At 36.7% G+C, this 18,869-nt stretch carries 20 protein-coding genes; 7 read left to right on the top strand and 13 right to left on the bottom strand.

The genetic code is table 11. The features are described from left to right. Positions 1-44: 44 nt before the first annotated feature. Together AC4GZ8_RS10310 and hmpA are read right to left on the bottom strand one after the other, a co-directional pair. The gene (locus tag AC4GZ8_RS10310; RefSeq protein ID WP_491081766.1) at positions 45-425 is read right to left on the bottom strand and encodes a YidH family protein; all 381 of its coding nucleotides are present in this window, start codon (positions 423-425) and stop codon (positions 45-47) included. Positions 426-566: 141 nt separating this feature from the next. Beyond that, positions 567-1,793: an NO-inducible flavohemoprotein gene (gene hmpA / locus AC4GZ8_RS10305; protein WP_491081765.1), complete on the bottom strand. Its 1,227-nt coding sequence runs from the start codon at positions 1,791-1,793 to the stop codon at positions 567-569. Between the two features lie 222 nt (positions 1,794-2,015). Here hmpA and AC4GZ8_RS10300 point away from each other — a divergent pair, with 222 nt between their 5' ends. Beyond that, positions 2,016-2,456: an RrF2 family transcriptional regulator gene (locus AC4GZ8_RS10300; RefSeq protein WP_491081764.1), complete on the top strand. Its 441-nt coding sequence runs from the start codon at positions 2,016-2,018 to the stop codon at positions 2,454-2,456. Between the two features lie 61 nt (positions 2,457-2,517). On the opposite strand, the gene AC4GZ8_RS10295 is transcribed toward AC4GZ8_RS10300, so the two are convergent. Together AC4GZ8_RS10295 and AC4GZ8_RS10290 are read right to left on the bottom strand one after the other, a co-directional pair. Further along, positions 2,518-2,862, bottom strand: coding sequence for a DUF3889 domain-containing protein (locus AC4GZ8_RS10295; protein WP_491081763.1), 345 nt, complete (start codon positions 2,860-2,862; stop codon positions 2,518-2,520). 72 nt (positions 2,863-2,934) lie between these two features. Beyond that, on the bottom strand, positions 2,935-3,918 hold the full coding sequence (locus AC4GZ8_RS10290) for a M14 family zinc carboxypeptidase (protein WP_491081762.1): 984 nt from the start codon (positions 3,916-3,918) through the stop codon (positions 2,935-2,937). A 159-nt stretch (positions 3,919-4,077) separates the two neighbouring features. Between AC4GZ8_RS10290 and AC4GZ8_RS10285 the strand changes: the two genes are divergently transcribed. Continuing rightward, a complete protein-coding gene (locus AC4GZ8_RS10285) occupies positions 4,078-4,317 on the top strand; it encodes a YhdB family protein (RefSeq protein WP_491081761.1) in 240 nt (79 codons plus the stop codon). Between the two features lie 262 nt (positions 4,318-4,579). Here AC4GZ8_RS10285 and AC4GZ8_RS10280 read toward each other — a convergent pair whose 3' ends face one another. The 8 genes from AC4GZ8_RS10280 to AC4GZ8_RS10245 all read right to left on the bottom strand — a co-directional run bounded on the left by AC4GZ8_RS10280 (position 4,580) and on the right by AC4GZ8_RS10245 (position 13,421). Further along, positions 4,580-5,107 (bottom strand): NADPH-dependent FMN reductase, encoded by a 528-nt coding sequence (locus AC4GZ8_RS10280; protein WP_491081760.1) that lies wholly within the window; start codon positions 5,105-5,107, stop codon positions 4,580-4,582. A gap of 16 nt (positions 5,108-5,123) precedes the next feature. After that, positions 5,124-5,774 carry a response regulator gene (locus AC4GZ8_RS10275; RefSeq protein WP_491081759.1) on the bottom strand — a complete coding sequence of 217 codons (651 nt, stop codon included), beginning with the start codon at positions 5,772-5,774 and terminating at the stop codon, positions 5,124-5,126. Continuing rightward, on the bottom strand, positions 5,775-6,911 hold the full coding sequence (locus tag AC4GZ8_RS10270; RefSeq protein ID WP_491081758.1) for a GAF domain-containing sensor histidine kinase: 1,137 nt from the start codon (positions 6,909-6,911) through the stop codon (positions 5,775-5,777). A gap of 500 nt (positions 6,912-7,411) precedes the next feature. Next, the gene (locus AC4GZ8_RS10265; protein WP_491081757.1) at positions 7,412-7,765 is read right to left on the bottom strand and encodes a VOC family protein; all 354 of its coding nucleotides are present in this window, start codon (positions 7,763-7,765) and stop codon (positions 7,412-7,414) included. A 306-nt stretch (positions 7,766-8,071) separates the two neighbouring features. After that, the gene (locus AC4GZ8_RS10260; protein WP_491081756.1) at positions 8,072-9,817 is read right to left on the bottom strand and encodes a phospho-sugar mutase; all 1,746 of its coding nucleotides are present in this window, start codon (positions 9,815-9,817) and stop codon (positions 8,072-8,074) included. A gap of 382 nt (positions 9,818-10,199) precedes the next feature. Next, a complete protein-coding gene (locus tag AC4GZ8_RS10255) occupies positions 10,200-11,738 on the bottom strand; it encodes a GNAT family N-acetyltransferase (RefSeq protein WP_491081755.1) in 1,539 nt (512 codons plus the stop codon). A gap of 340 nt (positions 11,739-12,078) precedes the next feature. Beyond that, entirely contained in the window at positions 12,079-12,735 is a 657-nt protein-coding gene (locus AC4GZ8_RS10250; protein ID WP_491081754.1) for an HAD family hydrolase, read from the bottom strand. Between the two features lie 248 nt (positions 12,736-12,983). Further along, positions 12,984-13,421, bottom strand: a complete 438-nt coding sequence (locus AC4GZ8_RS10245) for a CBS domain-containing protein (protein ID WP_491081753.1) — start codon at positions 13,419-13,421, stop codon at positions 12,984-12,986. Between the two features lie 231 nt (positions 13,422-13,652). Here AC4GZ8_RS10245 and AC4GZ8_RS10240 point away from each other — a divergent pair, with 231 nt between their 5' ends. The 4 genes from AC4GZ8_RS10240 to tatA all read left to right on the top strand — a co-directional run bounded on the left by AC4GZ8_RS10240 (position 13,653) and on the right by tatA (position 17,183). Beyond that, the gene (locus tag AC4GZ8_RS10240) at positions 13,653-14,084 is read left to right on the top strand and encodes a disulfide oxidoreductase (protein WP_491081752.1); all 432 of its coding nucleotides are present in this window, start codon (positions 13,653-13,655) and stop codon (positions 14,082-14,084) included. A gap of 1 nt (position 14,085) precedes the next feature. Then, positions 14,086-14,559: a thioredoxin family protein gene (locus AC4GZ8_RS10235; RefSeq protein ID WP_491081751.1), complete on the top strand. Its 474-nt coding sequence runs from the start codon at positions 14,086-14,088 to the stop codon at positions 14,557-14,559. 606 nt (positions 14,560-15,165) lie between these two features. After that, positions 15,166-16,920 carry an alkaline phosphatase PhoD gene (phoD, locus tag AC4GZ8_RS10230; protein ID WP_491081750.1) on the top strand — a complete coding sequence of 585 codons (1,755 nt, stop codon included), beginning with the start codon at positions 15,166-15,168 and terminating at the stop codon, positions 16,918-16,920. A gap of 41 nt (positions 16,921-16,961) precedes the next feature. After that, positions 16,962-17,183 (top strand): twin-arginine translocase TatA/TatE family subunit, encoded by a 222-nt coding sequence (tatA, locus tag AC4GZ8_RS10225; protein WP_491081749.1) that lies wholly within the window; start codon positions 16,962-16,964, stop codon positions 17,181-17,183. Positions 17,184-17,244: 61 nt separating this feature from the next. On the opposite strand, the gene AC4GZ8_RS10220 is transcribed toward tatA, so the two are convergent. Continuing rightward, a complete protein-coding gene (locus AC4GZ8_RS10220; protein ID WP_491081748.1) occupies positions 17,245-17,649 on the bottom strand; it encodes a DUF5365 family protein in 405 nt (134 codons plus the stop codon). 158 nt (positions 17,650-17,807) lie between these two features. Here AC4GZ8_RS10220 and AC4GZ8_RS10215 point away from each other — a divergent pair, with 158 nt between their 5' ends. Then, on the top strand, positions 17,808-18,704 hold the full coding sequence (locus AC4GZ8_RS10215; protein WP_491081912.1) for an RluA family pseudouridine synthase: 897 nt from the start codon (positions 17,808-17,810) through the stop codon (positions 18,702-18,704). Positions 18,705-18,869: the final 165 nt, after the last annotated feature.

Below are 18,869 nucleotides of genomic sequence, written 5' to 3'. Positions count from 1 at the left end.
CTAATATGAAGTGTGCAAAACTTTACAGTTACTCATTAAAAATCCTACATCAATAAAAAATAAATCCCAAAAACAAACGCGATAATGATAACGAAGATCCCGAGTGTAATGACCGTAATTTTCGGGGTGCGAAATGTTTGTTCGTTAATCGCTTTGTATTTTTTAAAATATGATATGGCCGCCAATATAATGGTTAAGATCCCTATACCAACTGAGGATAAACCGATAAAATCCGCTAAATAATCACTTGTCTGTGAAAGATTTGGCTCCATATTTTCATGGAAGTTAGCAACAAGAAAACCCACACCTATGATCGCAATCGCTGTTCGTATCCAAGCTAAATATGTACGCTCATTTGCTAAGTGTTGCTGTATATACTTCGAATCAATCGTTTTATGTTTCGCTTTGTTATTTTCCTTTAACATGACATCCATCCTATACTTATTGATTGGTTTAGTATTTTCCCTTTCTTAGTGAAAGCTACTCTAAAGTTTAGGATAACTGCGGAAAAATGAAAACCACTCATCTTAGTTTTCAATAAGATTGAGTGGTTTTTTCAATACTATTTAAGCTTCTTGATATTGCTTTAAATCCATGGCAGGACCGAAAAATTCATAATTGATATTCTCTGATTGTATACCAAGCTTTTGCAGGTTTTCTATGACACTTCCCATAAAGGATACCGGACCACATACAAAGAAGGCAGCATCCTTTTCTTTAACAATTTGTTCAAGCTTTTGTAAATCTAAATATCCCTCAAAATCAAATTTATTTTCTTCTCTATCAGAATCAGTTGGACTTTCAAAAACGACATAGTTTTTCGCATTTGACATCGATGCAATCGCTTCGTTTACTTCACGATCAAACGCTTGAACATCTCCATCTTTTGCAGCATGTATAAATGTCACCATTCGATCTGGTTGGTTATCAGATACTGTTTTTAGCATGCTAAGCATTGGTGTTATTCCGACTCCACCACTAATGAGGTAAAGTGGTGAGTTCAGTGAATCATTTAGGACAAAATCACCAGCTGGCGCAGTAATTTCTACTTCATCACCTACATTAACAGCATCATGTAAATAATTTGACACCTTTCCATTTTGATCTATATATTCTCCTGTTTCTCTTTTGACAGAAATTCTTAATGTGTTTTTTCCTGGAGAATCAGATAGGCTGTACTGACGATTGAGCAAAAACTCTTCCCCTGGAATTGACAATCTTATTGTAATATACTGACCTGCTTGAAAGTTTGGAGCTGGTTGACCATCTGCGGCCTCAAGATAGAATGATGTAATAACTGAGCTTTCTTTTTCTTTTTTGACAACTTTAAATGCTTTAAATTCTTCCCAAGCTTCTGCTTTCACTTGATTATACATTTCTTCTTCAACGTCGATAAAGACTTGAGCTATTACTTGGTACGCTTCTCCCCAAGCTTCGATAATATCGGGTGTTGCTGCGTCTCCTAATACATCTTTAATTGCTTTTAGTAAAAATTCTCCAACAATCGGGTAATGCTCTTTTTTCACATTTAAACTTCTATGCTTATGCGCAATTTGCTTAACTGCAGGTAATAATACTTCTAGTTGATCAATATATGTAGCTGCTGCATAAACCGTATTGGCTAAAGCTGTTTGCTGACGACCCTTTTTTTGATTTGCATGGTTAAAAATATTAAGCAATTCCGGATGTGCTTCAAACATGCTTTTATAAAAGTAAGATGTTATTTCTACTCCACGTTCAGCTAATATTGGTGCCGTTGATTTAACAATTTCAATTGTTTTATTTGATAACATCTAATCCAACTCCTAAAGAAGTATTTTGAATACATCTTTATCATAAGGAATCCATAAATTAAAAGCAATATACAAAATACATCTTTTAAAAAGATGTCACATTTTCCTACAATAATAATTAAATTTTTGATTCCCTGTGTTAAGATAATTCTAAAGTTACTTTTACTCTTTCATCGATTCGATTTCAAATATTCTACTAACAAATAATGTGAGGTATGCTTTATGCGGATAACCCTTTATACAGACTACTCGTTAAGAGTCTTAGTATATCTAGCGACAAAACCTAAAGAAGAATTGTCAAATATAAAAGAAATTGCAGAGGCCTATAATATTTCAAAAAACCATTTAATGAAGGTTACATATGAACTTGGTAAGATGAATGTCATCGAGACGATCCGCGGACGAAACGGCGGCATTCGATTAGCACTTCCACCAGAGAAAATTATTATTGGTGATATTGTTCGAAAGACTGAAGAAGACTTCCACCTTGTTGAATGTTTTGATAAGGAAAACAATCAATGTGTTATCTCTCCAGCATGTGGTTTAAAACATGTATTAAATAAAGCCTTGCAAGCATATTTAGAAGTCCTGGATCAATATACATTAGCCGATGTAACAAAAAATCAATCTGCTTTATTGTCATATTTTCTGATGAATAAATGACCAAAAGCCGAAGTGCCTCGTTTTAGGTCAGACAAGTTAAGACACAAATGAAAGGCGACCTTTAAAGGTTGCCTTCTCTCATTTCAGAAATATTCACTGTAATCAGTTGCCCTGTTTTAGGGTTAAACACAACATCAACCTTTACAATGAAGGGTTTATTGTTTTGCTTCCCTCTCACATGAAAAACGTCTTTTGACTCTTCTTCATTAACAGATTCTCTTCCATCATACTTGTAATCGACTAGTTCAGCTTCTGGGTATTTCTCTTTGACAGAAGAGATGGCAATTCGACTCCACTTTTTGTAATCAACTTCTTCGACATTTTGTTCACCATATGCTTTTATTCCTGCAGTAAAAATAATGGATAGAGCGATGAACGCGAAAAAAAACTTCGATAATGTTTTCATACAGACCTCCATAACTCTTTTCTCCCAAATTAATTTGCCCCGACATTTCGTTCATATTCCTTAAGCAGCCATTTATTTTTCAAATAACAACTCTTTTTTCGCATATTCACATAAAATAAAGCCTATTTCCTTATTGCGGTTCCACTCTATATCAAACACTCCCAATGGAGGATTTGTATCCTCAACAAGATAACTAAGCTCAATCGTAACCGCAGGTCTTTCATAGGTTTGAATAAACCAATCCGTATATCCCCCGCCTATTGCATCAAAAGGCGGATAAGAAATGTCATAGCCTGTCTTTTCTGCAATTTTTTCTACAAGGAGATAATCTCGTTGAAGATGATGGTAATGATTAAAATAATACCAATAAAGCTCCTGCCCAGAAGTATGATAAGCAGCGGCAGTAAGGGGATTCATTTGCTTTGTAAACAGTGCCAACGCCCTTGCTTCCTTTGATTCCAACGGCTTTTCCCCCTTAAAATGGGAGTATGATGCATATGGTGTATCTCCCTCAATTGCATGCCATCCAGCAGGATACTGCCTATTTAAATCTACTCCTAATCCATTTGCTTTCCATCGTGAAAAGTCTCCATTACCTTCATTTAAATCAACATAGATCTCTTGTAAGACAAAAGGAAAAGAGCTTATTCCTTTTTGTTGAATCTGAACGCCATCAGGATTCACCATCGGGATAAACCAAATTGAAACTTCATCAAAGATATCCGTAGAATGTCCGTATAAAGTTTTCTCATTTTTATAGGCATCCGCATATTGCATTATCATTTCCATGATGATATGTGTAGAGAGCCATTCTCGTCCATGGTGGCTCCCTGTAACAAAAACAGAATTCTCACCGTTTCCAATTTTGATGGCAAGAAGGTCTCGGCCAAATTCGGATTGCCCGAATTTCCTTACCTCCAGGTTGTACTGATCGGAGATGTCTAGAAGATCTTTTTTCATAAGTTTGTATGTATACATTTGCTGCTCAGATTCATGCGCTTGTACAGGATGTCCAAATATGATCAAGCATAATAATATAATCCATCTCTTTTTCATTCTTATTATCCTTTTTGCTTTTAGGTTACCAATTCACCGATTTTTTATTAGGGGAATGACTACCATTCCTTTCATGACAACAACACCAAGTTTTTCACAGTAAAAAAAAAACGAAAAACACATACAATAATCCTATCTCCTTAAGGGAGGGAATTGATCATGAACCATGTTGATTATGACAAGGCATTGTATTACACACATCGTTCACAGTGGGATAACCTTCTTATCTTAATGGTTCGAACAAAAGACGATTTTTTGTCCAAGAAAATTGAACATTTCTTGCATGCCTATAATTTTGAACATGATTATAAAGAAGTCGAAAAACAATTGTATTCACTATTGCGATATATTGATCATGCAGTTGAGGAAGAACCTCACGCAATCGAAGCTTTACATTAATAAGAAAAGCGCAAGGCGCTAAGCATTCGGCGACAAGCATAAGGCGAATAGGAATAGAAGGTGTTTTTTACCTTCAATTCCTATTTGACTAGACCCTAGAGGCAGCCAATAACGCGACGTCCTGTCGCATTGACTGCACTTGCACGTCCTGTGCTTCGGAGCTGGATGCCGTGCGCTTATCTACAGTAAAAAAATTTTATAATTCCAAGACCAAAAAAGGCTGACTAGGATAGTATGTACCAAAACTACCCTAGCTCAGCCTTTATTGATGATTTTTTTGGATAACTTCTTTGTAAACCGATAGCTCATTCATTAATTGTTCTATAAGTGAAGCTGATTCTGTGTTTAGTTCCTTACGCTCATAGTCAAAGCAATGGGGATCAAGTACAACTTGTTTTGGAATTGCGTGAGCATACAGGCCTCTCATCACGGTCCTCATAGTATTTAAGGCATTAATTCCACCTTTTCCGCCTCCTGCTACAGCGACTAATGCAACTGGCTTATGGGAAAAATGTTCACTACTTAAAAAGTCTAATGCATTTTTTAAAGCACCGCTCATTGCATTATGATACTCAGGTGATAGTAAGACAATAGCTTCTGCATCTGTTACTAACTTTCTTAGTTCTTGTACATTTGGATGATGTGAGGTTGTTTCTTCTCCATTAAATAGAGGCATTTCCTTTTCACTTAAATCAAAGTGTTTCGCTTGATAAACCTTTGCGATATAAGTGGCTGCGATTTTTGTTCGTCCTGTTTTCCTGGGACCACCGTTTAGTACTAATACATTCATTTCCTCATTCTCCTTTTTAATTATTTTCTATAAATCCATTTTTCACCGCATAAATGGCAGCTTGTGTCCGATCGGATAATTGTAGTTTGGATAGAATATTTGAAATATGTGTTTTTACTGTTTTTTCTGTGATAAATAATGCACTGGCTATCTCTTTATTGCTTTTCCCTTTTGCCAGCTCGTTTAAAACTTCCTTTTCTCGTTTGGTCAATTCGTCTATTTTGGTCTGAGGCTGAGTTGGTGGTTTAGATAAATGATCCATTACATGTAAGGTAACTTTTGGATGCAGCTTACTCTGTCCATTTAGGACATCTCTAATTGTTTGAACAAGATCATCAGGCTCAATATCCTTTAGTTGATATCCTGAAGCGCCTGCCCGCAATGCAGGAATTACATGATCTTGATCAGCATAACTCGTTAAAATGATGATTTTCACATCTTTATTTGTTTCTCTAATCGCCTTCGTTGCCATCGCTCCATCCATTTCGGGCATGGATAAATCCATTAAAACGACATCCGGATTTAGTTGTGAGACTAGCTTTACAGCTTCCTTTCCATTAGCCGCTTCCCCTATTATTTCAATATCTTTTTGTGTTTTTAGAAAAAAAAGTAAGCCTCTGCGCACAACATGATGATCGTCTGCGATTAACACCTTAATTTTGGACATCTAGTTAACCTCCTTTTTTAATGGAATTGTTATGTCAATCCTTGTTCCTTTACCTGGAGTGCTTTTCAATTTAAAATCGCCATCTAAACGTACAACACGTTCCTTCATTCCTCTTAACCCTAAAGAAGGAATGGCGGCACTTTCATCATAATGAAACCCTATTCCTTGGTCCTCTATGATCATTTTCACTAATGAATCAGTCTTAGAAAGGGAAACGTTCACCTCTGTTGTTTCTGCATGTTTTTTGCAATTATTAAGAGCCTCTTGAGCAATTCGCCACAGCTCTTCTTCGATATAATTAGGTAATGTACAAATCCCCTCAATATCACAGGATATGTTTAGTCCAAGAACATTCGCATAATGAATAAGAGCTATCGTCATACCATCTTCTAACCCTTGTGGTCTAAGCTGCCAAATCAGCCCTTTCATTTCGTTCAAAGCTTCCTGTGATAATTCCTGCATATACGTTAACATCTCTTTTACTTCTATCTGATCAGTCATTTCCTTTGTCCCTCTAGCTGTCAACATAATGGAAAACAATAATTGATTGACTGAATCATGCAAATCTTGTGCAAGTCTATTTCGTTCTTTAATTAATGCATGAGTTCTTTCCTTTTCAACTAATTGGATTCGTTTGATCGCCGTTCCAATTTGAAATGCAACCGATTCTAATAAGGCCAGCTCTTCTTCTGTAAATTGTTTTTTATTCGGTGAAGCAACATTCAGCAGTCCGAACTTTTCCTTTCCTGCTCGTAGAGGTACTGTTGCATGATGGGTAATTCCGCTCGTCTCTCCCCAATTCTGTTCAATTGCTTCATCAATTCGCTTACAGGAAATAATATTGATCGCTTTTTTTAGGCGACCATCCTGATACCGATCAATACACCAACAACCGCCCTCACACATAGGCTTCTTGTTCTTCCATGTTAACCCTGAAGGCAAATCATAATCAGCTGCTAATTTGTAATGCCCTTTTTCATCAATCAAAAAAATCCACCCTGTTGAGAGATCTGTTACATGAAGTAACTCCTTTAACACTTCATTCAACATATCCTTTATATCCGTAGCTTCATTTAATTTTTCTGCAATTGTTTTTAGTGTATTAAGCTCATGTATTCGATTATCTTTTCCAGTCATTGACTCTGCTCCCTATTTTTCTTATTACTATTATATCAACAACTCTTTCCCCGCGAACTTCTCTTTCTGACTGAATTTTTTCTACGACCTTTGGAGTACTTAAGAAAAGCGCAAGCGCCCGTTCAGCAACGTATGAACTGGAGCACTCCGTATGAGATAAAGGAAACACGAAGAGCGATAGCGATTCGATGTTGACTTATCGTAAGGAGGAGTGTGAAGTTCACTAGTTGCTGGGCGCTGGAGCTAGACACCGAAACTAAGTACAAAACTTATAAATTCTGATATTATAAGAAAAGCGCAAGCGCCTTGAACAGCCTCAGGCAAATAAGACGCAAAATGAATAAGAAGACGTTCTTTGTCTTCTAGACCCTAGAGGCAGTCTAAAATCTGGACGTCCTGTCACCACTTCCAGTGCTTCAGCTGGATGTCAGAGAACATCCATGATTCTTAAAATGATAAATTTCCAAGGCAAAAAAAATAGCCCTAGGCTATTTAATCATTTAACACTGGCAAACCATAAGGACATTTCCATCCGGGTCTTTAAAGTTAAACCAATGATTATGTTCAATTTCAGTAATGATGTTCACATCTTTGGCCTTAAGATAATTATACGCCGCTTTAATATCCTTTGTATTAAAATGGCATGCCGGGGTTTTATAAACGGCTTCATGAGAAAAAATCTTACTATCGAGGACGATATCTGTTCCGTTTGTCATGGGCAATACGAATAGATGGTTAAATAAAATCTCATGATCATTTGGAAAGTCAAATACACGACAATACCAATCTCTTGCTTTTTCAATATTAGAAACGGGGATAAAAATGGTACCTATTTGATGTTGAATAGGGTTCATACTATGATCTCTCCTTAAGAAAAGCGTAAGCGCCTTGGCCATCGCCTTACAAACTAAGAGGAGCATCGACTAAAGATTTAGGAAACACGGTAAGCGCAGCGAACCGATGTTGACTTATCCTAGGGAGATGATCTAAAGTTTGATAGGCGATAGGCGTTAGCAGTCTAAAACCGCAACATCCTGATGCAACGACTGAAGTTGCCGTCCTGTGCTTCGGAGCTACTACTAAAACTGAGTACAAAATTTTATATTTTCTTATCTGTTAAAAAAAGCGGACATGATGTGATGTCCGCTTTTGTAAGAAATTTAGTTTGTTAATGCTGCAATTAATTCATTTACCTTATCCATTACGCCTGCTTCTAATGCTGCTAATTCTTGTTCACTTTGTTCAAGTGTTTCACCTTTCACTCCAAAATAGAACTTAGCTTTCGGTTCAGTTCCGGATGGTCTTACACAGAACCATGACTGATCATCAAGGATATATTTTAATACGTTTGAACCAGGTAAGTTGATTTCCTCTTTAGTACCTGATACCACATCTTGACGCTCACTGCTCTTATAATCCTCAATTGCAACAATCTTTTTACCTGCTACTTCTGCAGGTGGGTTTGTTCTAAATGATTGAAGAATGCTTTGAATTTGCTCGGCCCCTTCTTTTCCTTTTAAAGTCAGAGACTGCAGCCCTTCCTTGTAATAGCCATACTCTTTAAAAATTTCAAGTAAGCCTTGATACATAGTAAGGCCTTTCTTTTTATAATAAGCTGCTACTTCAACTGATAATAATGCAGCCTGCACAGCATCTTTATCACGAGCAAAATCACCAATTAAATAACCATAGCTTTCTTCATAGCCAAACTGAAATTGATACTGACCTGTACGCTCATATTCATTGATTTTCTCTCCAATAAATTTGAAGCCTGTTAATGTATCAATTGTGTCAAGACCAAATGATCTTGCGATTTCTCTACCGATTTCAGACGTAACAATTGTTTTTAGGACGACACCATTATTAGGCAATGCCCCTTTTTCTTTTTTCTCTGATAATAGATAGTGGAGAAGCAATGCACCTGTTTGGTTTCCAGTTAGGACAACGTATTGTCCATCATTGTTTTTAACAGCTACCCCTAGTCGGTCTGCATCTGGATCAGTACCGATTAGAACATCTGCATCAACAGCTTGTCCATCACGAATTGCTAGAGTAAATGCATCGTGTTCTTCCGGGTTAGGAGATTTTACAGTTGAGAAGTTTGGATCTGGCAGCTCCTGTTCCTTTACTACTGTTACATTTTTATAACCTAATGCTTCTAAACCGCGACGTACAGGTTTATTAGCAGTTCCATGTAATGGTGTGAACACAACCTTCAGATCAACCTCTTCTGATAGGGAAGGGTTAACTGATATTGTCGTTAGTTTTTCTGTATAGGCTTGGTCAATTTCCTCGCCTATCATTTTGATAAGCCCTTGAGCCTTTAATTCACTTTCGTCCTTAACCTTGATTTGCAGTTCGTCTTCTACGTCATTAACATAGGAAATGACCGTATCTGCAGCAGCCGGAGGTAATTGTCCACCATCTTCACCATATACTTTATATCCATTATATTCAGGCGGATTGTGGCTGGCTGTGATAACAATACCTGAAAATGCATTAAGGTGACGTACAGCAAATGATAATTCAGGAGTTGGACGCAACTCTTCAAATACATAGGTTTGAATGCCATGAGAAGCTAATGTTTTTGCAGCTTCCATTGCAAACTCAGGTGATTTATGGCGAGAATCATAAGCAATGGCTACTCCACGCTTTTTCGCTTCATCACCGAAAGAATTTATGTAAGTGGCTAAGCCTTCAGATGCTTTCCGAATTGTATATATGTTCATACGGTTGGTACCTGGTCCGATTTCACCACGCATCCCGCCTGTTCCAAACTCTAATTCTTTATAGAAGCAATCTTCTAAAGCCTTTTCATTTCCTTCTAAGTTAGTTAATAGAGTTCGTAGTTCTTGATCTAAATCTTGTTTATTATTCCAACGTTGATAGCTTTGTTCCCAGCTCATCTTTACCTCCTAGGAGTATATTTTCAGAAGTTATACTAAAATTTCATCTTAATTTTAGCATATTATACAACTTTCCACATAATTGAATTTCTACAAATTCCGAGCAATTCACCTAAATTTAATGTAAGACATTATTTTGAAACAATTTATTGTAACTGCGTGAAGAAATAAAACTAGTTTATTTACTTTATTAATATATTTTTAATTCGACAAGACTTTCAAATTTCAGGATATTTTCATAGGATTTTTTGCAATGTACAGGATCATACCACTCCGGTTTCCCTCTATTGCTGGCGTTTTTTCAGCCATTTTAGCACGAGTTCCCGCCATTATGAATGGAAAAAAGCCAACTCATTCATTAATCTGTGTTGGCTTTCCACTATTATTTCTTATATTGTATCGAGTATATATCTTTCCTGCGATCTTTTAATTGATTCACTGTGCCTGATTGACGTTGACGTCTGAGAATTTCAAGGTCAACATCACCGATAATGACCATTTCAATATTTGGATCACATTCTCCTACGATTCCGTCTCTGGCAAATTCAAAATCTGATGGTGCAAAAATAGCAGATTGTGCATATTGAATGTCCATATTTTTCGTTTGAGGAAGATTTCCGACAGTCCCGGCGATAACCGTGTAAATTTGATTCTCTACAGCACGTGCCTGTGCACAGTAGCGTACTCGTAAATATCCTTGACGATCCTCTGTACAGAAAGGAGTAAAGATAATTTTTGCTCCTTTGTCAGTTGCAATTCGCGCCAGCTCTGGGAATTCAATATCATAGCATATTTGAATGGCGATTTTTCCACAGTCTGTATTAAACACCTTCACCTGGTCACCGCGGCTAATTCCCCACCATTTTCTTTCATTTGGTGTAATATGGAGCTTATATTGCTTCTCAATTGTTCCATCACGTCTGAATAAGTAGGCAATATTATAAATCTGCTCTTCTTCCTCTACTACATGTGATCCACCAATAATGTTTACATTGTACTTGACTGCAAGCTCTGTAAATAATTCAATATATTCCTCTGTAAATTCAGTTAAACGCTGGATAGCCATACTAGGAACTTTTTCATCTAAAAATGACATTAGCTGTGTTGTGAAAATTTCAGGGAAAACAGCAAAGTCTGATCCTGCATCTGAGGCAACATTTGTATAATATTCTACTTGCTTTGCAAATTCTTCAAAAGAACTAATTTGTTTCATCATATACTGGACAACACAAATACGAACTGGATTTGAGGTTTTGTAAAATCTCTTTGTGTTCGGTTGATAATCTACATTATTCCATTCCATGAGTGTTGCGTATTGATAGGATGCTAAGTCATCTGATAAATAGTTTGGATTAATTCTCATAAGGGTAAAGCCATTTAAAAGCTGAAAGGACAAAACTGGATCATAAATTTTATGTAAGCTAACCTGCTGTACATATTCTCTTGCAGATAATTCATGAGCATATTTATAATAATTCGGGATTCTTCCGCCAATAATAATACTTTTTAAATTTAATCTTCTAGCTAAATCCTTCCGCGCTTCATACAGCCGGTGACCGATTTTCATTCGACGATAATCAGGATGGACCATTACTTCTATTCCATACATATTGTATCCATCTGGATCATGATTTGTAATGTATCCATTATCAGTAATATCATCCCATGTATGACGATCATCATATTCATCAAAATTCAGTAAGAGACTTGAGCATGATCCGATAATTTCCCCTTCAAACTCTGCACAAAATTGACCTTCTGGAAAGTGATCTAGATGGCTTTCCAAATGCTCTCTTTTCCACGGTTCCATACCTGGAAAGCATTTTGCTTGAAGATTAATAATGGCCTCAATATCACTTTCCTGGATATTCCGGATGATCATTTTTTTCTCAAATTTCGATAAATCAAGTTTCTCAGACATAGTGGTTCTCCTTTTAGCAATAATAGTACGTTATTACCCTTTATTCCCGATCTAGAAACATTAGAAAAGCGCAAGGCGACAAGCATAAGGCGAATAGGAATAGAAGGTGCTTTTTACCTTCAATTCCATATTTAACTAGACCCTAGAGGAGGTCAAAGACGCGACGTCCTGTCGCATTGACTGCACTTGGACGTCCTGTGCTTCCCCGATGGCGCCTGGAGCTAGACACTATAACTAAGTACAAACTTTTATACTTTCTTACCTTTTTAGAAAAACTTGGCTTATCGCTAAGTCCTAATGGCAAAAGCTTAGTTTTTCTTATACTATTGTCCATAATATATTATCCTTCTAATAGGACAAGTAATTCCTTAAGCTCCATTTGAGCCATTGATTCTACACGGTGATCTACTTCACAAAACTCAAGTCCCTTTGTTACTGAATTCGGTACTGTAACACATTTCATTCCAGCTCTTTTCGCAGCTAGTGCACCATTTGCCGAATCTTCAAAAGCGATACATTCCTCAGGCTTCACACCCAAGCATTTTGCTGTCTCCAAATATAAGGAAGGATCTGGTTTCACATGCTCAACATAATCAGAGGTGCGAATACATTCAAAGCGCTCTAATAAGTTTAGTCTACTTAAATGTGAGGAAACCCATTCATAATTTGAACTTGAAGCAAGACCGACCTTTAAACCAAGTTCTTTTGCAGCATCTAAATAGTCAACAACGCCCGGTCTAGCGTTTTCTTGTTGAATTCTTTTGTTAAAACGCTCTTTTTCAACGATTTTTAATTCAGAATGGTTAATCTTTTTTTGAGCCTGTTCCTCTAAATATGTATAGGGATTAAAATCAGACTTTGTTCCAATCAATTTCCCCCAAATATCCATAGGCAATTCACATTCATGCTCACGAAAAATTTCAGATAATACTTCATATTCATGTGTTTCCGTATCCAAGATTAGCCCATCAAAATCAAATATAATCGCCTTAATCATTAATCATGCAACTCCTCTGAATAATCTATGTATGTATTATAATATATATATAGGTACATGGAATATATTTCAAATTTATTTCTGAACCTTTGTTGCTATTTAATTAAGAGTTTGGATTGGTTGATTTCTGTTCCAATCAACCTAAACTGTTTTTGTGCAAAAGAACCTATAATTAAAATGACTTCCATACAATAATCCATAAATTTCAAAAGAGGTTTGACGTAGTAACGTCAAACCTCTTCAAGATGTTATTGAGTTTTGTTGTGCTCAGAGATATTTGTTAGGGCGTGTCCAGCTGCTTCGTCAGACATTTGGTTTGTTGCTAAGTCACCTAATGCGACAATCCCTACTAATTGATTGTTTTCAACAATTGGCAGGCGACGAATTTGATGCTGTGCCATCACTTTTGCTGCTTCAGCAGCAGACATATTCGTGTGCCCTGAGACAAGGTTTGTTGACATAACCTGTGATACTGGTGTGTTGCTATCAAGTCCTTCTGCTGTTGATCGCAGTGTAATATCACGGTCAGTAATAATCCCTCTTAATTGACCATTATCAACAACTGGAATCGACCCAACATTGTTTTGACTCATGAGCGCTGCGGCCTCTTTAATTGATTGTGTAGAAGAAACAGTCGCTATGTTTGTTGTCATACATTCTTGAATTGTTGATGTATTCAAGATCATCCTCCCCTTTCGAATATAGTATGAGAAAAGGATGACTCCTTTATAATTAGAAAATTTTATTTAGGATAAAAGCGGCTGGTGATTACAAAAAATAATTGAAAGAAGAACCATCAATCATTTCCAATTTTCAAAAAATGTTCAAAAACATTAGCATTTTCATATGTATTCTTTTACAGTAAAAACCCTTACGATTATAATTTAGAATATATATGAATAAAAATGAGGGATGTTATGTCAGGCTCAAATGAAAAACAAATGGAGAATTTACTTTCAATAGGATGGGCTGCAGCTTTTATCTCCACATTAGGAAGCCTTTATTTTTCGGAAATTATGCAATATACACCTTGTGATCTATGCTGGTATCAACGAATTTTCATGTATCCGCTTGTCATCATTTTAGGAATCGGCGTTTTTAAAAAGGATGATAAAATTGCCCTTTATACACTCGTTCTTTCGGCTATTGGAGGCTGTATTTCGATTTATCATTATGGTGTGCAAAAGATAGACTTCTTAGGAGAAAATTCTGTCTCTTGCGGAATTGTGCCATGTACGGGGGAATACATAAACTGGTTAGGGTTTATTACGATTCCATTTTTAGCGTTAATCGGTTTTTCGATTGTTTTTATCACAAGTCTTTTAATTTTAAAGAAAGCAGGTAAGTAAAATGAAGAAATTACTTATTTTTGGAGCAGTTATTCTTATCCTTTTTGGCGGACTAGCCTTTGTAACAACTTATCAGAACAAACAGCAAGCTGAAGGAAATGTGTATGGGAAGGATGACCTTAGACCATCTACAATTGATCTGCTTGACGATCCTAATTACCAGAATATTATCCTTCCAGATGAACTCGAAACAAAACTGGAGAATAAAGAGGAGACAATTGTTTATTTCTTCAGCCCGGAATGTTCTCATTGTAAAGCCACAACACCTGTTTTAATGCCAGTTGCTGAGGAATTAGGCGTCGAAATTGATCAATTAAATTTATTAGAATATGAAGATGCATGGGATCAATATGGCATCACTGGAACACCAACACTTGTTCACTATCAAGATGGAAAAGAAGTAGCACGTGCAGAAGGCGGAAATACAGATCAGGAAGCACTCCGTACTCTATTAAATGAATGGAAACAGGAATAGAAGAGGTTCTTTTCTTCTATTCCTTGTTTGGCTTATAACCCAATGTTCACTTAACCTACTACATATTATCTCAATCTAAATGAAAGAAACTTATTAATGAATTATCATCTATTCTTTCCATCCAACTTTCTCAACAGGACTCCAACAACTTTCCCTATATAAAATCCAAACTCAATCTTTACCACACTTTCAATAACGATATGTATCTATACCACTTTCTACTCTTTCAAAATAGTTTTTCCGCTAAACTGTAATTCATTTTGATGTTTCATAAATTTAGTTCATGTTTTACTAAAAAGGAAAACTGGATATGACGTATTTTCGATTTAGTATTAACTTTTTTTAAAGATAATGTAAAAAAATATAGGAGTGAAATACCGAGAATAATTAAGAATTTTGTCACTATTTATAAAATAATCTCATTTCCCCTTTCCATATTTTGAGATATTAAATTTTTTTAGTATAAAAGTTCCGTTTCATATAGCTTATTTTTTTGAAAGGTATAAACGGGACTCTTAACAATTCTTTATCAACCCTTAATAAAAGCAAACTATAATAAATTTCGTATGTTCCATTTAATACTTTTATCAGAAAGGGGAAATAAGGATGACGGAAAGACCAATTGATGAATTGATTAAGAAAATGAATTTGGACATTTTAGAGAAGAAGGAGTTTAATCGCCGCAACTTTCTACAGGGAGCCGGTAAGATTGCTGGTCTATCTCTTGGGCTAACAATTGCAAATTCGATTGGACTGGGAGATTCAAAAGTTAATGCCGCACCTAAATTTAAAAGCTATCCGTTTACACTTGGTGTAGCTTCTGGTGACCCGCTTTCAGATAGTGTTGTTTTATGGACAAGACTAGCTCCAGACCCTCTGAACGGCGGAGGAATGTCAGATGAACCGGTAAGTGTTAAATGGGAAATTGCCAAAGATGAAGATTTTCGTAAAATTGTAAAACAAGGAACAGAAATTGCTAGTCCGGAGCTTGCCCATTCTGTTCATGTCGAAGTGGATGGACTTAAACCAAATAATATCTACTATTACCGTTTTAAATCAGGGCATGAACTAAGCCCTGTTGGAAGAACGAAAACACTTCCTGAAGCTGGTGCTAATGTAAAAAGCATGACATTTGCATTTGCTTCCTGTCAGCAGTATGAGCATGGTTACTATACAGCATATGAGCATATGGCGAAAGAAGATCTCGACCTTGTCTTCCATTTAGGGGATTATATTTATGAATATGGTCCAAATGAATATGTATCTGGAACAGGAAATGTTCGGACTCATAGCGGTCCAGAGATCATCACCCTAGAGGACTACCGAAATCGTCATGCCCAATACCGCTCAGATGCGAATCTTAAAGCTGCACATGCTGCTTTTCCTTGGGTTGTAACATGGGATGACCATGAAGTTGAAAACAACTATGCGAATATTATTCCTGAAAAAGACCAGTCTGTTGAAGAATTTATTAAGCGCCGTGCGGCTGCCTATCAAGCCTATTACGAGCATATGCCGCTTCGCAGATCTTCTTTACCGAATGGTGCGGACATGCAGCTATATCGTGAATTTTCGTATGGCAATTTAGCATCATTTAATGTATTAGATACACGCCAGTATCGTGATGATCAGGCAAATGGTGATGGTAACAAAGCACCTTCTGAAGAATCAACAAATCCTAATCGCACGTTGCTTGGAAAGGATCAGGAAGATTGGCTTCTGCGTAATCTGGGTCGTTCAAAATCACACTGGAATGTACTTGCACAGCAGATTTTCTTCGCTAAATGGAATTTTGGGACAAGCTCCGCCCCAATCTATAGCATGGATTCCTGGGATGGCTATCCGGCAGCACGCAAAAGAATTATTGATTACGTTATGAGCAAGAACATGAACAATTTAATTGTTATTACAGGAGATGTTCATGCAAGCTGGGCGTCCAATCTTTTGGAAGATTTCAACAATCCAAACTCCAAGAAAATCGGTGCAGAGTTTGTCGGTACCTCCATTACCTCAGGCGGAAATGGGTCTGATGAAAGAGCTGATACCGATCATATTTTAGGGGAAAACCCTCATATTAAGTTCTTTAATAATTATCGCGGTTATGTCCGTTGTACAGTTACTCCGGATAAATGGCAAGCTGATTATCGAGTTATCCCATTTGTGACTGAACCAGGTGCCGCTATTTCAACTAGAGCCTCATTTGTTTATGAAAAAGACGGCTTAGGCTTGAAAAAAGTTGAGGCAAATGAAGTTCCGCAAGGTGTAAAAAGATCAAATGAAGTTGAGGAAGACCGTAACCGTGCACATAGCCGTGCTCATGATAAGCAAAAGAGAAAAAATCGCGAAAAAGTGATGAATTAATCCATTATATGAATGATCAATAATTGCTTAGGAGTGTCAGGATGATATCTAATATTGGAATTCCAGGCCTAATTCTCATCCTTATTATCGCATTGATCATTTTCGGCCCTTCCAAACTTCCAGAAATCGGCCGGGCTTTTGGACGCACCTTAACAGAATTCAAGAGTGCAACAAAAGGATTAGTGTCAGATGAAAAGAAAGAAGAAGAAAAAAAGCCTGAATTACCATCTGTTGAACAAAAAGAAAATAAATCTGTTGTTTGAAAAAAATAGACGGGGAAACCCGTCTATTTTTTTCACATCCAAAGCAAACTGTTCGTTTTACTTAGATCATATATCGATTTGCCGGTCTGATAAATTGACTAAATTGCCCTTCTTGGCTTTCCGCATCTTTAAACTGAGAAAATGTTAATGGAAAGAAATATCCGTAATCATTTAAGTTCTGAGTATTGCGTTCAAATATGTCTTTATACTCGACTTCATGTTTACCCTCATGTAGTAAATCCAGTACAGCAATTAAAGCTTGAAGACTAGAGATAATCTGGAATGCGTCCTTTAATGTCGCATTATACATTTGATCAGAAGCCTGTGGTTGGAGGACGTTAAGGTTCTTTAATTCCATTATTTTTTCATCCGGGAAGAATCGTGGAAAAATATCTGTATATAATTGCTCAACCAACTCAGCAATATGATTTTCCTGTTCGTTCGTTGATGCCACAACAACCTTCATTCTATCACCTTTCTCTTTCCTTCTGTTTAACTTCACTAAGCATACCACAGTAGATTTCAAGATTGCAGAGGAAAGTGTTACCGGAACTAGATTGTACATCCATTCGATGTTCTGTATACTTTTCTTTACACACAATATGATGAAGGAATGATGTTTTGTTGAAACGAATAGGTGAATGGCTTGAGGTTACAGTTCCTAAGGAATGGGCAAATGAAACCGTTTTTTCTTTTCTTTCCAAGAAACTTGGTGCATCTAAAGCGCTCATCCAAAAATGGAATCGATCAACAGCTATTAAAAGAAATAACACAATCGCCGATGTTAACCATAAACTAGAGGATAAGGATCGATTATATTTACACTTGTTTAAAGAAGAAGAATATGGAGTATTACCAGAAAATGTGTCAGTAGACACCCTTTACGAAGATGATCATTTGATGATTGTCAATAAGCCAGCTGGAATGGATACACATCCAAATGAACCTGACCAAAAAGGAACATTAGCAAATGCGGTTGCTTTTTATTATCAACTAAAAGGGATGCAAATTCGCGTCAGGCACATTCACCGTCTTGATCGGGATACCTCTGGTGCTGTCATATTTGCAAAGCATGCTTTAGCACAATCAATTTTAGATCAGGATTTACAAGTAAAGAAAATCAAAAGAACATACCTCGCGATAGTAAAAGGAAAACTTTCACCATTAAATGGAACCATAGATAAACCAATTGGACGTGACCGTCATCATGCCACACGAAGAAGAGTTTCTCCACAAGGTCAAAAAGCCGTTACGCATTACAAAGTGGAAAAATATGACCCGAAATCAAATCTTTCTATTTTGTCATTACAATTAGAAACAGGACGCACACATCAAATTCGTGTACATTTAAGTTCGATTAACCATCCAATTCTTGGTGATACCCTTTATGGCGGAAGTCAGGACCTTATAAAAAGACAGGCATTACATGCAAAACAAATTGCTCTTCCCCACCCTCTAACACATGAAAATATTGAAGTGGAAGCAGATATTCCTACAGATATCCTATCTTTACTTCGATAAAGTGAAACTTCCGTCAAGGGGGTTTTTTTCATCCCCCACTGCCCCATCTACCTTCTTTGTAAAATCAGAAGCTTCATGCGGGTCTTACTGCCCGTTAAGAGCAGGATAAAAGCACCTTTTCAGGACTATGACACGTCCTCGATATTGGTGCTTTTTTCCCGTTTT

The organism is Metabacillus sp. RB-C-LZQ-3-1 (genome assembly GCF_058315175.1).
This window is presented reverse-complemented; position numbering and strand designations above follow the sequence as displayed.